14 protein-coding genes are annotated in these 15004 nt (G+C 65.7%); 4 read left to right on the top strand and 10 right to left on the bottom strand.

What is annotated here, in order from left to right:
• Positions 1-98 precede the first annotated feature (98 nt).
• Entirely contained in the window at positions 99-1118 is a 1020-nt protein-coding gene (locus tag TY25_RS11125) for a ParB/RepB/Spo0J family partition protein (RefSeq protein ID WP_052382918.1), read from the bottom strand.
• Positions 1119-1753: 635 nt separating this feature from the next.
• On the opposite strand from TY25_RS11125, the gene TY25_RS11120 reads away from it, so the two are divergent.
• Positions 1754-2236, top strand: a complete 483-nt coding sequence (locus TY25_RS11120) for a DUF2867 domain-containing protein (protein WP_052382917.1) — start codon at positions 1754-1756, stop codon at positions 2234-2236.
• Positions 2237-2335: 99 nt separating this feature from the next.
• A complete protein-coding gene (locus tag TY25_RS11115; protein ID WP_042255848.1) occupies positions 2336-3436 on the top strand; it encodes a glycoside hydrolase family 183 protein in 1101 nt (366 codons plus the stop codon).
• Between the two features lie 20 nt (positions 3437-3456).
• Here the strand turns inward: TY25_RS11115 and TY25_RS11110 are convergent, their stop codons facing one another.
• The 7 genes from TY25_RS11110 to TY25_RS11080 all read right to left on the bottom strand — a co-directional run bounded on the left by TY25_RS11110 (position 3457) and on the right by TY25_RS11080 (position 10567).
• Positions 3457-4281 carry a carbohydrate ABC transporter permease gene (locus TY25_RS11110; RefSeq protein ID WP_370466268.1) on the bottom strand — a complete coding sequence of 275 codons (825 nt, stop codon included), beginning with the start codon at positions 4279-4281 and terminating at the stop codon, positions 3457-3459.
• Between the two features lie 31 nt (positions 4282-4312).
• Positions 4313-5236 (bottom strand): carbohydrate ABC transporter permease, encoded by a 924-nt coding sequence (locus tag TY25_RS11105; protein WP_042255846.1) that lies wholly within the window; start codon positions 5234-5236, stop codon positions 4313-4315.
• Entirely contained in the window at positions 5233-6543 is a 1311-nt protein-coding gene (locus TY25_RS11100; RefSeq protein ID WP_042255845.1) for an ABC transporter substrate-binding protein, read from the bottom strand. Before TY25_RS11100 ends, TY25_RS11105 begins: the two co-directional genes overlap by 4 nt.
• Positions 6544-6563: 20 nt before the next feature.
• A complete protein-coding gene (locus TY25_RS11095; RefSeq protein WP_042255844.1) occupies positions 6564-7748 on the bottom strand; it encodes a glycoside hydrolase domain-containing protein in 1185 nt (394 codons plus the stop codon).
• 24 nt (positions 7749-7772) lie between these two features.
• Positions 7773-8402, bottom strand: coding sequence for a hypothetical protein (locus TY25_RS11090; protein WP_042255843.1), 630 nt, complete (start codon positions 8400-8402; stop codon positions 7773-7775).
• Between the two features lie 105 nt (positions 8403-8507).
• Positions 8508-9971 (bottom strand): aldehyde dehydrogenase family protein, encoded by a 1464-nt coding sequence (locus TY25_RS11085; RefSeq protein WP_042255842.1) that lies wholly within the window; start codon positions 9969-9971, stop codon positions 8508-8510.
• Positions 9972-10033: 62 nt separating this feature from the next.
• On the bottom strand, positions 10034-10567 hold the full coding sequence (locus tag TY25_RS11080; protein WP_042255841.1) for a GNAT family N-acetyltransferase: 534 nt from the start codon (positions 10565-10567) through the stop codon (positions 10034-10036).
• Positions 10568-10957: 390 nt separating this feature from the next.
• Here TY25_RS11080 and TY25_RS42570 point away from each other — a divergent pair, with 390 nt between their 5' ends.
• Positions 10958-11284 carry a hypothetical protein gene (locus tag TY25_RS42570; RefSeq protein ID WP_146153919.1) on the top strand — a complete coding sequence of 109 codons (327 nt, stop codon included), beginning with the start codon at positions 10958-10960 and terminating at the stop codon, positions 11282-11284.
• Between the two features lie 49 nt (positions 11285-11333).
• Here TY25_RS42570 and TY25_RS11075 read toward each other — a convergent pair whose 3' ends face one another.
• Positions 11334-11591, bottom strand: coding sequence for a hypothetical protein (locus TY25_RS11075; protein ID WP_146153918.1), 258 nt, complete (start codon positions 11589-11591; stop codon positions 11334-11336).
• Positions 11592-11845: 254 nt separating this feature from the next.
• On the opposite strand from TY25_RS11075, the gene TY25_RS11070 reads away from it, so the two are divergent.
• Positions 11846-12217 (top strand): hypothetical protein, encoded by a 372-nt coding sequence (locus tag TY25_RS11070; RefSeq protein WP_042255839.1) that lies wholly within the window; start codon positions 11846-11848, stop codon positions 12215-12217.
• 124 nt (positions 12218-12341) lie between these two features.
• Here the strand turns inward: TY25_RS11070 and TY25_RS11065 are convergent, their stop codons facing one another.
• Positions 12342-14894, bottom strand: coding sequence for a LuxR C-terminal-related transcriptional regulator (locus TY25_RS11065; RefSeq protein ID WP_042255838.1), 2553 nt, complete (start codon positions 14892-14894; stop codon positions 12342-12344).
• Positions 14895-15004 lie beyond the last annotated feature (110 nt).

Raw genomic sequence — 15004 nt, 5'->3', positions numbered from 1 at the left:
AGGAATCGGGATTCAGCTGCGGGAAATCCTGCTGTGCACGTCGCCGACGTTACTTTCGCGGTCCGCGGAGTGTCAATATTCGATACCGGCCGAGCCGATTATTCGGTTTCCGAGCGTTGATCCAGCATCAGCGCGAGTTGTTGCCAATCCTGCGAGCGCTGGCGGGCGAGTTTCGCGATATTGGGTGCACAGTGGCTCGGAATGTTGTGCACTACGGAGCCCCAATCGGCGCCGTTGTCGAAAGGGGTCTCCAAGCAGCGCAGCAGTTTGCGCCCGGCATCAGTGAAACGGAGCGACGGATCGCGGCGCAACTGCTGCAGCACCTCCGCGGTGACCGCCCATCGCGCACCGAAATCCGCTCCCGCCCTGACCTCTTGCTCATCGCCCGCAGCCCGGCCGGCTGCTGGATCGACGCCTGCCCAGCGGGCCGGCAGCGGATCCGAGCCGTCGCGCAGTTCTTTGCGGACCTCCTTGGCCGTGGTGAGCGAAATCCCCGCGGCCAGGGCCACCGCACGCGCCGACCGATTCGGGTCAGCGGTGAACAACTCCGCGGCACGTCGTCTGCCTGCCGAAACATCGGTCCGATGCAGCACCCCGTTGCGTGCGATCCGACCGGTCGGCTGAGGAATCTCCTCAGCCGACCGGCTGCGGATCACCCCCACCGTCTTGGGCGAGATACCGGCGACGGCGGCGATGGCGCGGTCCGACCATTGCGGATACGCCATCAGAATGCGCAGCGCGGCGGCTTTGCGATCAGACAGCGACAGCGGCAGACCATGTGCCGCATTGAGTTTCACCGCAAGCACGAACGCTTCGGTGATACTGCCGTCGAACAGCACGGCCGAGATCGTGCTGTCGCCACGCAACTGGGCGGCGCGCAACCGGTGCACGCCATCGATCACCTGCGTCGTGCCCCGATGCACGACGATCGGCGGAAAGGCGGTCGACGATTCGGCGAGCATCCGTATGTGCGCCGCGTTTTCGCCGGCCGTTCTGGGCGACGATTCCGGCGGCAGCAGTTCCGAAAGGGGAAACTCGACGATCGCGGAACACAATTGCTGTTCACCGGCCGAGCTTTCGACGAAATTGTTCGCTACCATGGGCAACCCGACATGCATGGGAAACCTTCCTTTACTGTATCGCCGCATCGAATAGAGACTCTGCGCCGTGAATAAGGGTGCGGTCGCCGAGCGCCACCCGAGTCCAGCGATCATCGGCATAGCACACACCCCCGTTCAGCATTCAGCACCGTTGCGACCGATGACCTCTCCCCCGGCCGCGACTCGGAAACAATTACGACAATGTCAGATCGGGCAATGCGCTCGATATCGAGGCGAATAACAGTGCAGCCAGATCATTCTTTGTCAACTCGCTCGTCACCCCCTTCTCGCCACGAGAGATTGCATCACACTTCGTCGGCCGAGGCAACGCGCTATCGCACGTTCCGGCAGTCGAAATGGCAGCGCAGACAGGGTGTTTCAGCGAAACGCAATAGCGATGTCGCATCACCGCACCGTACCGGCGAACGCGAAGTCGACAGCACCTGAGGTCGACAATCGATGGCGAAATCGCGATTCAATTGGTATTGTTGCGCCGTTCCCTTTTCCACCCGCGAATCGAGTTGCACACGCCGTCGATGAGACGCGCGGCGGCGGCGATCGATTCGGCGGTTCCCGGGACAGACACCCCTGCGCGCAGGCAGAATTACTACGAGAGGTCGTAGTAAATCGTCTCGCGCAGGGATGGGTGGAGGATGAAGACGACCGCGCAGCGGGTTCAGCGAGTTGCGGCCCCGCCGCAGCTGCCGATCAGCGAGGACATGGCGGCGGCCGACCACGTGTCGGCCTTCGAGTTGAGTGCCGCCGGGTCGCGCGATACGCCGGAGCTGTGGTCCCGGCTGGTGTTCGAGCGCGCGCCCGCGCTCATGCGCGGTCTGCTGCGGACCGGATGGCGGGTCGTGCTGGGGCTGCGATTGGGACCTCGGTCGGCCGAACACGTACTCGGCTGGCATATCGCGGAGCGCGGACCGAACCATGTTGTGCTCGAAGCACAGTCGCGGCTCCTGGCCGCGCAGAACATCGTGGTGACCACCGGATCGGCGGTAACCTGGACCACGCTGGTCCGGTATGACCGCCGAGTGGCGCGGTTCGTGTGGGCGCTCATGCAGCCCGGCCACAACCTGGTCATTCCCTATCTGCTGCGGCGGGCGGGCAAGTCGGAACCCGTCAACCGGTAAGTCGTCGGCACCGGCGCTGCGCGCTACTCCGCCAATTCGGCGTGTCGGATGGGTATGCGCCGGATGATGTTCGGTAGGGACGCTGAGGAGGGTGGGATCATGCCGAAGAGCCGCACGACACCGCAGCAAGGGACCTACCTGTGTGACAACGCAGGCGACTCGGCCAGCCGGTTCGGGCTCGGGTCGAGCGATCTGGGTATCCCCTATCTACGATATGACGGCACCTGGGGGTACGTCTTCGGCGATTCCTTCCGCGGGCAGGAGGCGACCGGCGAATTCATCGGCAGCCCAGTCGTGTTGTACCAGGCCACTTTCGACGCGAGCGGGCATACGCCGATCACGTTCACCGCGGCCGAGCCGATGCCGACGTGCGCGCAGCTGTTCGACTATCGGCACAACGCGGACAACGGTTTCGGCTTCGAGGTCAGCCGGATCCCGAACGACGCGATCACGCTCACCGTCGACGGGCGGAACCGGATCTTCATCCAGTACACCTCGGTGCACCGGTGGGTCGGGCCGGGCAGCGCCGTGGACGGTTCGCTCATGTCCGGCATCGCCTATTCCGACGACAACGGCGCGACCTGGCAGGATTTCGACCGCCATTGGCCCGGCGACGGCCAGGGCAATCCCGGCAGCCTGGACATGATGTGGTCGTTCGCCGGGGTCGACCCGGACGGGTGGCTCTACGTCTTCAGCAAGGCCTGGAACGGCAGCCACTTCTACACCGGTGACCGGGGCCAGATCCAGCTGTTCCGTTACCGGCCCGCCGATTTCTTCCACGGCGATCTCGACACCCGCGAGCATTGGGTCTACCTGGACGAGACGTGGCAGTGGGTGCCCGCCGTGCAGGCCGCGCCCTCGTCACTGTTCGGGTGGGCGAACGGCATTGCCGAGTTCTCGGTGAAACGCATCGGCGAGCTGTACATCATGAGCTATTTCGACGTGACGGACTTCAGCATCCGCACCCGCACCGCCCCGCGCCCCGATCGCATCTGGACCGCGCCGAAAACCCAGGTGGCCGGGAGCACGATGGGGCCGCCCACGCACCGGTTCCGGCGGACCCAGCCGTTCCCGTACGGCGGCTACCTGCATCCCGGCAGTGCGAGCCCGGCTGAACTGACCTTGCTCATCAGTTCGTGGAACGGACGATTGGGCGAGCGGCCCTACACCGTCACCCAGTGGTCCGGCTTGGCCGCCTGATCTGTTGCGGCGCAAGGGGTTCAACGTCCGGCGAGCCCCGCGGTGGCGATACCGTGCACGAAAGCGCGCTGGGTGAGCGCGTAGACGACGAGCATCGGCGCCAGCATCATCATCGACGCGGCCATGAACACCGGCCAGTTGGCGGTGTACTGGCCCTGCATCCAGACCAGGCCCAGATTGAGCGTGGAGATGCTGTCGCGCTGGATCATGATCAACGGCCAGAGGAAGTCGTTCCACACCGTGACCCAGGTGAGCACGGCGAGCACCAGCACCGCGGGTGTGGTGTGCGGCAACAACACTCGCCAATAGGTCTGCCAGAGCGAACAGCCGTCGAGGATGGCGGCTTCCTCGAGTTCGGCGGGCAGCGTCAGGAAGAACTGCCGCATCAGATAGGTGCCGAAGGCGCTGCCGAACAGGCCGGGCACGATCATCGCCAGCGGGCTGTCCACCCAGCCGAACGTGCGCATGAGAATGAACTGGGGAATCACGGTGACCGTCAACGGCACCATGAGCGTGCCCAGGTAGGCCAGAAAGATCGCGTCGCGACCCTTGAACGGCAAGCGGGCGAACGCGTACCCGGCCAGCGAGCAGAAGAACACCTGCCCGGCGGTGACCAGTCCCGCATAGAGGACCGTGTTGAGGAACATGCGCTCGAACGGCACGAACTCGAAGACGAGGCGGTAGTTCGACCACTGCGGATCGTCCGGGACGAGGTCGGTCCCCGTGATCCGGCCCGGCGGCTTCAGCGAGCCAGCCAGCGCCCACAGAATCGGCAGCAGCGCGCACCACGCCATCACCACCAGCGCGAGGTAGACCAGCACGCCGCGCCGGGTGCGCCGGGCGATGACACGCTGATATTTCGCGGTGGCGGCCACGTCAGGTCTCCTCGGTGCCGGTGCGCGAGAGTCGCAGCTGGAAATAGGTGAGTGCGAGCAGGATCGCGAAGATGACCCAGGCCAGCGCGCACGCGTAGCCGAGATCGTTGAAGACGAACGCGTTCTGGAAGAGCATGATGCCGAAGAGATAGGTCCCGGTTTCCGGGCCGCCCGCGCTGCCGGTCAGCACGTAGGCCTGATCGAAGGCCTGCACCGTGTTGATGATCGTGATGACGAAGACGAAGCCCAGCGCGGGGCGGATCAGCGGCAGCGTGATCGACCGGAACCGCTGCCACCCGCCCGCGCCGTCGATACGCCCGGCCTCGTACAGCTCCGCAGGCACGCCCTGCATCGCCGCGAGCAGCACGGCCGCAGCGAACGGCACGCTCTTCCAGATGCTGACCAGGCACAGCGACACCAGCGCCCAGTTCGGGTCGGCCAGCCACTGCACCGGATCGACGCCGAACCACCCCAGCATCGCATTGAACAGTCCGCCCTCGGTGGCGAACATGAACTTCCAGACGACGGTGATCGCCGCGGTGGACGCGACCAGCGGCATGAACATGACACTGCGGAAAAGAGCTATGCCCCTGACTTTTTCGTTGAGGGCGGCGGCGACGGCGAGGCTGATCACGACGGTGGGGATCAGGGTGACGACGGTGAACAGGACGGTATTGCGCAGCGCGATGTAGAACAGCGGGTCCTCGGCGAACAGTCGGCGATAGTTGGCCGCGCCGACGTACTCCGGGGCGCTGAACATATTCCAGTGGTGGAAGCTCAGATACAGCGACAGCCCGAGCGGGAACACCAGGAACACCAGTACCGCAAGCAGATTCGGCGCGATGAAAGTACGGCCCGCGGCCGCTTTGCGACGGGTCAGGCCGGAGGGGCGCCGACCGGCGCCGCGGTGCTCGACGGCAGTCACACCGACCCCTGGAGCAGCCGGTTGAGTTCCGCGGCGGGGCCGTCCTTGAACCAGGACGCGGGGGCGGCACCGCGCAGCACTCGATCGGAGAAGCGGGTGAAGGCGGCGTCGACCTGTGGCCAATGCGGGCTCACCGGAAGGTGATTGGAGTTGTCGGGCCCATCGATCAGCACCTCGAGATTGCTGATCCTGGTGTGCGACCGGACGAATTCGGCAGAACGCCGGGCCGATTGCAGGGCTGGAACGAACAGGCCCGACTCCGCGACGGCCCGCTGCCCCGCCGGACCGGTCGCGAACTTCACGAACTCCCAGGCCAGATCCTTCTTCGAACTGGACGCGGCGATGGCCAAACCGGTGGTGCCCACATCGGATTTGGCACTCTGCCCCTGCGGACCGACCGGCAGCACGGTGACATCGAAATCCAGATCGGGCGCGGCGAGGAAGCCGCTGTACTGCCAGTGCCCGGTCAGCACCATCGCCGCCTTGCCCTGCATGAACAGATCCAGCGCCGACTGCGCCTGCAGGTCGGCTGCCTGCGGCGCGACCCGGTGCCGCACCGAGAGATCGGTGTAGAACTGGAAGCCCTCGATGAAGCGATCGTCATCGATGTTGGTCCGGGTGGGATCGATCGCGGGCGTGAACCACGCTGCGCCGTTGTTCATCCCGAAGATCGCCGCCGACCAGCGCGGCACCGGCCAGGCATCGACGAACCCCCATCGGGTGGTCTTGCCCGACGCGTCCCGCTCGGTCAGAGCTCGAGCGGTGGCGAGGAATTCCGCGAAGGTCCAGGCGTCCTGCCAACGTGCCGGTGGTGGTTTCAGCCCGGCCTCGTCGAACAGTCTTCTGTTGTAGTACAGGAAGATTCCCGCCCACTGTTCGGGCAGGACGTACTGTCCGCCTTGAAAAGCGAACGTCTCATAGAGATTCGGGGTGCTGTCGCCACGCAATTGCGCGGCGTAGGCGGGGTCCTTGTCCAGCATGACATTCAAGTCCTGCAGCACGCCCAGGGCGGCGAACCGGGAATACGACTCCCACTGCATCAGGATGTCCGGACATTTTCCGCCCGCACAGTAGGTGAGGATCTGCTGCTGCGGGTCGGGGCCCGAAAGTTGCACGCGGATCTCGATTTCCGGGTGCAGCCGCCCGAACGCCTCGATGATCTGCCTGCGCACCCGCGCCTCGGCCGGGGCGGCTTGGAAGAAGAAGGTCAACGCGTTCGAGTCGCCGCCGCAGCCGGACAACCCTGGGGCGGCCAGGGAGGCACCGAGCACGGCGGCGCCGGATAGCAATGCTCGCCGTGTAACCATCAGGCCCCCTTCCGAATCGATTACGCGCCGTACTCCGTCAATTTGGCGTTCAGGTAGTCCCACGGAAAGTTCGGTCCGACATCGGTGTGCGTGCCGTCCCGCTTGCCGATCGTATACGCGTTGTGATCGGCCACGCCGCGCTCGTCGGCACCCAATTCCTCGGGCGAGATCGTCCGGATCGGCAACCCGTACTTGCGGCAGTCCTGCACGGCGAGCCAGGCCGCGCAGTCGATGCCGCGCTGCATCCGCGCGAACCATTCGTCGCGCGACCAAGCCGCCCGCGAACCCGCGAAGCACAAATTGATCGACCGCGAATTACCGCTGAGCACCGACCACGAGGCCAGATCAGTGTCCACCACGTCGATCACCGTGCCGGTGTTGTCGTCGGTGTAGTGGTAGGAGACACCCGAATTCGGGTTCTGCAGATAGTTGGCCAGGGATTGGGCGTCGCCGTTGCCCTCCTGGGTGTGCAGCAGAAACCACAGCACCGGCGCACCGCCACGGGAGGAGGTGTTGGGGCTGATGCCCGTCTGGTCGTCCTCCCGGCTGATCGGCGAAACCGGTCCCGGTGTGCGCGCCGCCGACCATTGACCGTAGTCGGGCTTCAACACCTCGTTGACGTCGATGCCGACACCGGAGATCTCCCGCTGATCGATCTCGATCTGGTGCATGTGGGCGGCCGGATGATGCTCGTTGATGGACGGGTCACCGGACCAGTTGTGCTGCCAGAACCATTGCCCGACACCGTCTTCCAATGCCCAGTCGATGCATCGGGCATTGCAGTAGACGCCGGTCCATTCCGGGCCGACCACCGACGCCCAGCCGCGCAGGAACGGCGCGATCAGGCTGTTCCACTCGTCCAGCGTCGGATTGTCGTCGACCGGCGCGTACAGCGGCCGGTATCCCGGACCGCCCGCCTCGAAATGGAAGCGCAGCGCCGTCTCCGCGTGCCGGGCGCCGCCGTCGTAGCCGCCGCGCCAGTCCGCCGTCGGTCCCTTGCCGTATTGGTAGTTGGTGACGATCTCCAGGCCTTCGGCGCGCAACCGATCGCAATAGTCCCGGCGCAAGGGTTTCGCCCCGAAGTTCGTGCCGGGGCGCGATTCCGAGAAATACCCGACCACGCCGGCGAATCCGGCCGCCCGAATATCGGCCGGCTCGATGAGCGCGGCAGAGAAGTCGATCAACTGGGTCACGGCTCTGCCCATCCCTGTGGTCGCAGTGTATTGGTTTCAGTGCCGAGCGCCGGTGACGGCGAAATGCTCGACCTCGGCGATATGGCCGCCCGTCGACACCGCGATGGTAAGCACACTGCCCGGTGCCGCGGTGAACGGCACGGTCGCCGACCACGGCTCATCCGTCCCGCCCGCGGCGATACCGGAAACCGCGCCCACCGGTTCCGCGCTGCCGTGCACCCGGATCTGCACCGTCAGGCTCTCGTCCACCCCCGTGATCCGGCCGCGCACCGCCAACGGTGAAGTCACCGTCGCCCCGTACCCCGGCTCGTCCACCGACAGCGTGCCGCCGTCGGACCCGACCACCTCCCACGGTGCGTCGGCACCGGCCCCGATGCGCGCCAGATGCAACACCGCCGCCGTGATCTGGGCCCCGTTGGGCGCGACGAACCCGACACCGACGAAACGCTCGTCCCCGCCGGTATCGCTGCGGCCGACTCCGACCACCACCTGGTCCACCGTCCGCAGACCGAGATACTCCCGTGTGAACGTGAGCGCCGTCAGCTCCGCGTCGAGATGCCACGCATCGGCCCCGTCCGTCCGATACGCCGCCTGCCACTCCACCGCCTCGGCCTCACTCCGAAAAGGCCACAACGGTACGAACCCGAACTCCCCCTGCTGCGCCACGGTTCCTCCCCTCTCGGGTGGATTGCCCGGCAACCCGGTGGGCTGCGCCGGCACTTACCCCACCATAACGCGCCGGCACCCCCGAACAGGGCGGTTGCCGCCGATTCAGTACCGGTGGGCCGGGGCAAAGGCGATGTGTTTGTACTCGACGAAATTCTCCAGTGCCGCAAGACCGTTGAGACGGCCCAGGCCGCTCTGTTTGTAGCCGCCCTCTTCGAATTCGTCGTGCACCGCGGCCCAGTCGTTGATCCAGACGGTGCCCGCCTCGATGCGGCGGGCCACGCGCAGCGGCTGGTCGACGTCGCGGGTCCAGATGCTGGCGGCCAAACCGTATTCGGTCGAGTTGGCCAGGGCGATCGCCTCGTCCTCGGTGCGGAAGGTCTGCACCGTCAGCACCGGGCCGAAGGTTTCCCGTTGCACGATCGGCAACGAGTTGTCCCGGACCGCCAGCACGGTCGGGTCGTAAAAGGCACCGCCCCGCAACCGCGGATCGTCCGACGGCCCGCCCCGGACGATCACCTCGGCACCCATCGAAATAGCTTCCCGCACAACGGCGTCGACCCGTTCGACGTTCTGCCGCGAGATCAGCGGACCCATATCGCTCGCGGGATCGCTTGCCGGACCCGGCCGGACCGCCTCGAACGAGGTACGTAACCGCTTGCCGAGGTCCTCGGCCAGCGACTCGTGCACCAGCAAACGGGATCCGGCCATGCAGAACTGGCCCGCGAAAACCGTGACGGCGTCGGTCAGGACCGGAACCGCGGCGTCGAGGTCTGCGCTTTCGAAGACGATCATGGGAGACTTGCCGCCCAGCTCGAGCCCGAACCGCTTGAGCCGGTCGGCGCCGGCGGCGGCGATCGCGCGTCCCGTGGTGGTACTGCCCGTGAAACTGATGACCGGCACGTCCGGTGACTCGACCAGCACCGAACCACCGCTGCCGTCGGTGACGACCGTGTTCAGCACACCATCGGGTAAGTCGTCGACCTCAGCGATGATTCGGGTGAACAGCGCGCAGATCTGGGCGGTCTCCTCCGGGTACTTGACCACCGCCGTGGTTCCGGCCGCCAGGGCCGGCGCCAGTGAGCGCACCGCCAGGATCACCGGCGCATTGAACGGCACGATGACCCCGGCCACGCCCACCGGCTCCCGCAGCACGATCGAAGTTCGCCCCTGGCCCATGTCCGACGCGCGCCCGGCCGAATCCGCCAGCGCCATGGCCGCCCACCAGCGTAACTTCGGTGCGACCATGTCGATCTCGAAAGTGGCTTCCCGCTTGATCTTTCCGTTGTCGAGTGACAGCAGGTCGATCAGCGCCGCCCGGTTCGCTTCGACCGCATCGGCCATAGCGCCGAGCACCTTGGCACGCAGCCGCCGGTCGGTGGCCCACTCGGTCGTGTGGAACGCCGATCGAGCGGCCCGTATCGCGTCCTCGGTGTCGGCACGGGTGGCGAAGGCGTACTCCCCCATGACATCTCCGGTGGCGGGGTCGTAGCTGAGGCGGCGTTCGTCGGCGTCGCGCCAGGTTCCGTCGATGAGATTCAGAGCGGGGGTGAAATGTGCCGGTGCCATCGTCGTTCCTCCCGGAGACTCACTGGGGTAATCGTATACGATTTCGGCACAGCAGCGGATGGCTAATCGAGTACGCGGGTCATCCAAATGGAGTCGCCGCGAACAGGATCCGGGGTGACCCGCCCGCTGTCGTAGAAGTCGAGCTTCGCCAGCACCCGGAACGAAGCGGTGTTCCATTCGCGCACGGTGGCCCACAATCGCCGCCGACCGGTCCGGGCCGCCGCCTCGACCACGACCCGAGCCGCCTCGGTGGCGTACCCGTGACCGTGCGCGCGCTGCGCGAGTTCGTACGCGATCTCCGGTTCGTCGAAGGACCCCTGCCCGACGATCAGCCCGCAATAGCCGATGAACTCACCGGTGTCGCGCCGCTCGATCGGACGCAACCCCAGGCCCGGGTCGGGACCGAGCGGGTTGGCCGCCAGCCAGACACGCATATCCTCGACCGTCGGCCGGCCGTCCGCACCGATCCGATGCCGGGCCCGCGGATCCCGCTCGGCCCACAGCGCGCGATAGTCCGCCGCGTCCGAGGGCAGCCAGGACCGCAGCCGGAGCCGTTCGGTCGCAAGGTTTTCCGGGAAGTCCGCATAGGTCACCACGAAGCCAGCTTAGGAAACCTAGGTTTACGACTGGAGTGTTCTCCCTGGAGCCCGAGCGCACCTCGTAGGGCCGATAGCCCCCGCGGAGAGGACCGAAGTCACTCGCCGCCTCGGCGTTCCATGATGGCCATCACGTCGACGCCGGGCCTTCGTAATTCCTGAATTCGCTACCTATAGTTCCGATTGGACAAAGGTTCGAATCGCGGCGGTACTGGTCCCTATCAGGAATGGTCGTTCGAATCGTTCCCGACTCGATATTCACCCGCCGGATCCGCGCGAGCGTGCATGAATATTTTCCGTGCGTGCACTGTGCACCGACGGTCGAGGTGAAACACAGAAAGGGATTCCATGATCACCAGAATTACTCGGGCTCATATTGTGGCAACAGCGGTGGTTCCGATCATCGCGCTGGCGGGCGTAGTGACCGCGACGCCCGCGCTCGCCGACCCGGCCGTGGGCGCCAAAGGCGCACTCCTGGCGGGCGGCGCCGGACTGGCCATCGGCTGCCTGCTCGGTCTGCCATTCCTGTTGATCAGCTGCCCCATCGGCGCCATCATCGGCGGCGCCGCCGGTGACATCGCCGGCGGGGATCATGTCGTACCAGGAGGGCCTGCGGCTCGGCGAGATGGAGGGTGCGGGCGTGGATCCGGGGAATTCCGTGCCGGTCCGGTGGGTCACACCGATGTGAATGGCAGGTCACCACAGCGCAATTGGTGACCTGCCATTCCCCTTGGCACCGGCCGAATTTCAGGTAACGGCTGCCCGGCTATTCGACCGTCGCCGCGGCGGCGCAGGCCGGCCACGGGCACGGCTTGCCGGACAAGCTGGACAGGCGGGTCAGCAACAGCGCGAAGGCAGTGCTGGCCGACCCCGACTGCACGGTGTCGATCGGCTTGGCGGGTTGCGTCGACGCCTGCGACTGCTCCAGTGGCAGCCCGGGGGCGGCGGCGGCGTAGCCGGATCCCGTCAGGGCCGCCGCGGCGATGATCAGCGTCGCAAGAACCTTCGTAACCATTCTGCCCATTTATCACTCCTTCAATCGAGACGCGTGCCTGCGCTTCGCGTGGTACGGGGACGGTAAATGCCGGATATCGATCGACGGCAGCCACTGATTTCATTGGCAGCAGAGCCGTTGTGGCAGATGTACCTACAAAATCGAGTTGATCACCCGATGCCCGCCGGGTCACCGGCGATATACGGTTCCACTGCGAATTACCTGCTGTCTGAAAATCGCCGATTCGATCGGCGGAGTATCCGAAGAAGGGAACCGGGATTTATATGCGAATTCTGACGTGGGCAGCGACGCTGGCCCCCGTTGCCGCCGTGGTCATGGTCGCCGGCACCGGCATTGCCGCGGCCGAGACCACGGCGGACGCGGTGGGCGGTAAAGAGCAGATCACCGTCTCCGTGAATTCCGACGAGAAGTACTGGGTCGGGTTGGTGGAGGTCGACAATCAGATCCAGGACTTCGTGCTCGGGTCGGTGGGCGAAGGAGTCGTGGGTCCGCGATATGTCATCGAGAAGGTACAGCCGGGTACGCATCGCGTGAAGATCACGGTATCCGTCAACGGCGGGTTCGGGACGACCGCGCTCGACCGCGATGTGGAGGTCACCTCTGCGGCCGGGGCGACGGGTTCGGCGCAGCGCTGAGCAGATCTGAGCCCGTACCCGCGCTGAGCGGTACGGTCACGATTCCACGGGCGGCAGCGTCATGCGCCGCCGCCAGTGGGCATGCCGCCAGGACACCGTCGCGGACGTAATCTGGCCGCGCTGGTCATTTTCCGCGTCGTCGCGCGGTCCGGAAGTACTGTCCCGGATTCTGTTCTGCAGCGCGACCGATCTCCTCGAGAATCACCGGCGGGGCATGCGCGGCGATGTCGGTTCGTGCATTGATCCGCAATTTGCTCAGTATCGCGGCGAGTTGCGCATCGATGGTTTTGCGCGATCGACCGCGCTTGACGGCGATCATGCTGTTCGACCAACCGGCCGCGGCGAGCGCGGCTACCTCGGCTTCGGCGGCGGACAGGTTCGCCCACCGGTCGTCACCGCCATCCGCGGCGTCGAGCTCCGTCACATCCTCTTGGTTCAGGATCAACCGGGCGACCTGACCGGGCCTGTCCATCGGCAGCGCTCGCCCCTCCGCTTCGGCGGCGCGGAAAGCCTCGGCTCCCAGCACATTTCGCGCCCGATCGGCAGCGGCCACCGATTCGATACGAAACGGCTCATAGGGCCGGTCACCAGCGATCGCGGTCTGCCGATATTTCTCCCCGGCTCCCAGCAGCCGGCCGATTTCCATCGCCCGTTCGCGCACCCGGCCGTGCCCGTCTTCGAGCGTTTCCCCTAGCGCCCACGCTTGAATACTGATGGCCCACAGCGCACACCAGGGGTCGCGGTCCATGCCCGGTGCGCGCAAGACCTGCTCGACCAGATCGATCGTCACATCAGGGCGACCCCGCCGGTACTGCGCGATCGCCAGGTTGAGCTTCGCCCACGCGATCGGCCATCGCGCCCCCGCCGCGATCACCTCGGCCAAATGGGCCTCGATCAGGCGCAGGCCCGCGGCGGAGACGTCGTAGAACGCGGTGGCGCCGACCAGGCTCATTCCGCTCATTTCGGCACACCCGATGTCACCCTCGCGCACGAATTTCGCTCGCGCGTATTCGAAGACTTCGATCGACCGCGAATCGTTGTGCACCAGAAAGAGTTCCAGTGCCCGAAACAGATCCACCGCGGCCGGTGCCGCGTGCTCGAGCGAAGGGTCATCGCGCAGCGCTGATGCCAAACTCTGATCGAAACCACTCTCGGCCAGGCAATGAGCGATGACATCGGGTATCCCCGCGACATCACCCTGCAGGACGGAAATGAAACCGGCGAAGGCACGCGAACTAGACCGGAGCATGGCGGCTTCCGGTGCGGAATTGCTGGACACCGCCAATGTCTGTTCGATCCAGCGCTGAACCTGACGCAGCGACCCGGTGAAGTACGGAACCCGCATCGCCAACAGGGTTACCGCGATCTCCAGTCCTTCCAACGCGCTGTCCGGTGTCGCGAGACTGTGCTCGATCGCCGAGGCCAGGTTGTCCCACGAACGGGACGCCCATTCGAGCAGTTCGATTTCCCTGGGCCCGTACCACTCGTCGCGCGAGCCGACGAGCCTGCGTCGATAGTAGTTCCGGTGGCGAGCGATCAGCTGACCGAACTCGTCGTGCCCTCGCTCGCCGAGAGCCTGGATGCCGTATAGCCGCAGGCTTTCGACAAGCGAATAGTGCGACTCTGCTTCGGTCATATGGAGGGTGACCAGCGAACGATCGACGAGTTGTTCGAGTATCGCGAGGACCTCACCGGGTTCGATGCGGGTGTTCGCCGGGTCGCCACAAAGGTTCTCGGCGGGATCCGAGCAGATCGCTCGGATCGCGTCCAGGTCCGCGCCCCCGCCCAGCCGGACGTCGCCCCCGTCGCATGCCTCGAAACCCGGTGCGAATACTGCCAACCGCGCGAACAGCAACTGCTCTTTCGCACCGCACAGCCGAAACGACCAGTCGATGACAGCCCCGATTCGGCGATGCCGTTCTTCGACGCCGGCGTGCCGATCGCCGGGCCATGTCAGCCGCTGGTCGGTGGCCGAGCCGGTCAATTCCCGCTGTACCGACAACAGTGGTTGATAACGCAGTCTGGCCGCCGCGAGGATGATGGCAAGCGGGTGATAGTGCAACCGCCGACATATTTCTGCCGCGACGTGCTCGGTCGGCCGACTCATCGAGACACCGGCGATCTCCGCCCGGCGGATGAACAACGCCATCGCTTGGTCCGGCGTCAACGAGGGAATCACCACCACGCGTTCGCTGACCAACCCGAGAGCAGTTCGGCTGGTTGCCAGAACAGTCAGCGCGGGGTTCCGTGCGAGCAGTTCACGCAGCATCGGCACGATCGCCGCCACCACATGCTCACAATTGTCGACCACGAGCAGAACGGGTGGGCGGCGTCCGGCACCGTCGGTCCGATCCAGGGCGTCGAGCACTGCGTCCCACGCCGAGCGGCCGGAGAAATCCGCCGCGACAATCGCCGCCGCGAGTTCATGCACCACCGCCGCGCGATCGGCGTCCTTGGGCAACCGCGCCAAACCCACCCAGTGCACCCGCACGCGGCGAGCCCGCTGAAAACGCAGCACCGCCTGGCCCGCAATGCTCGTTTTGCCGATCCCGCCGCTACCCACCAGCGTGATCAACCGCAGAGGCCCTAGCAACAGCGTCGCGATCAACGACAGCTCGCGCTCACGACCCACGAAGTCGTCCGTTTCCAGTGCAGCGAAATTCAGTCGAGCAGACATGCGCGCACCTCACATCACACGGCAACCGACAACTCACGGGCGCGGTGCAACTAATTTCAGGGGCACCAGAATTGTTGCCCGTCAACATATTCCGAGTAGGCGAACGCACT

The sequence above is a fragment of the Nocardia brasiliensis NBRC 14402 genome, from assembly GCF_000308475.2.
In the GTDB taxonomy this organism is placed as follows: domain Bacteria; phylum Actinomycetota; class Actinomycetes; order Mycobacteriales; family Mycobacteriaceae; genus Nocardia; species Nocardia brasiliensis.
Note: the sequence above shows the minus strand (reverse complement) of the source record. Positions and strands in the feature narration are given on the sequence as shown.

Excerpts from the sequence above, each read along its gene's own strand:
- TY25_RS11125 (WP_052382918.1), bottom strand. The coding sequence starts at position 1,118 with ATGCATGTCGGGTTGCCCATGGTAGCGAACAATTTCGTCGAAAGCTCG.
- TY25_RS11120 (WP_052382917.1), top strand. The coding sequence starts at position 1,754 with ATGAAGACGACCGCGCAGCGGGTTCAGCGAGTTGCGGCCCCGCCGCAG.
- TY25_RS11115 (WP_042255848.1), top strand. The coding sequence starts at position 2,336 with ATGCCGAAGAGCCGCACGACACCGCAGCAAGGGACCTACCTGTGTGAC.
- TY25_RS11100 (WP_042255845.1), bottom strand. The coding sequence starts at position 6,543 with ATGGTTACACGGCGAGCATTGCTATCCGGCGCCGCCGTGCTCGGTGCC.
- TY25_RS11095 (WP_042255844.1), bottom strand. The coding sequence starts at position 7,748 with ATGGGCAGAGCCGTGACCCAGTTGATCGACTTCTCTGCCGCGCTCATC.
- TY25_RS11085 (WP_042255842.1), bottom strand. The coding sequence starts at position 9,971 with ATGGCACCGGCACATTTCACCCCCGCTCTGAATCTCATCGACGGAACC.
- TY25_RS11075 (WP_146153918.1), bottom strand. The coding sequence starts at position 11,591 with ATGGGCAGAATGGTTACGAAGGTTCTTGCGACGCTGATCATCGCCGCG.
- TY25_RS11070 (WP_042255839.1), top strand. The coding sequence starts at position 11,846 with ATGCGAATTCTGACGTGGGCAGCGACGCTGGCCCCCGTTGCCGCCGTG.
- TY25_RS11065 (WP_042255838.1), bottom strand. The coding sequence starts at position 14,894 with ATGTCTGCTCGACTGAATTTCGCTGCACTGGAAACGGACGACTTCGTG.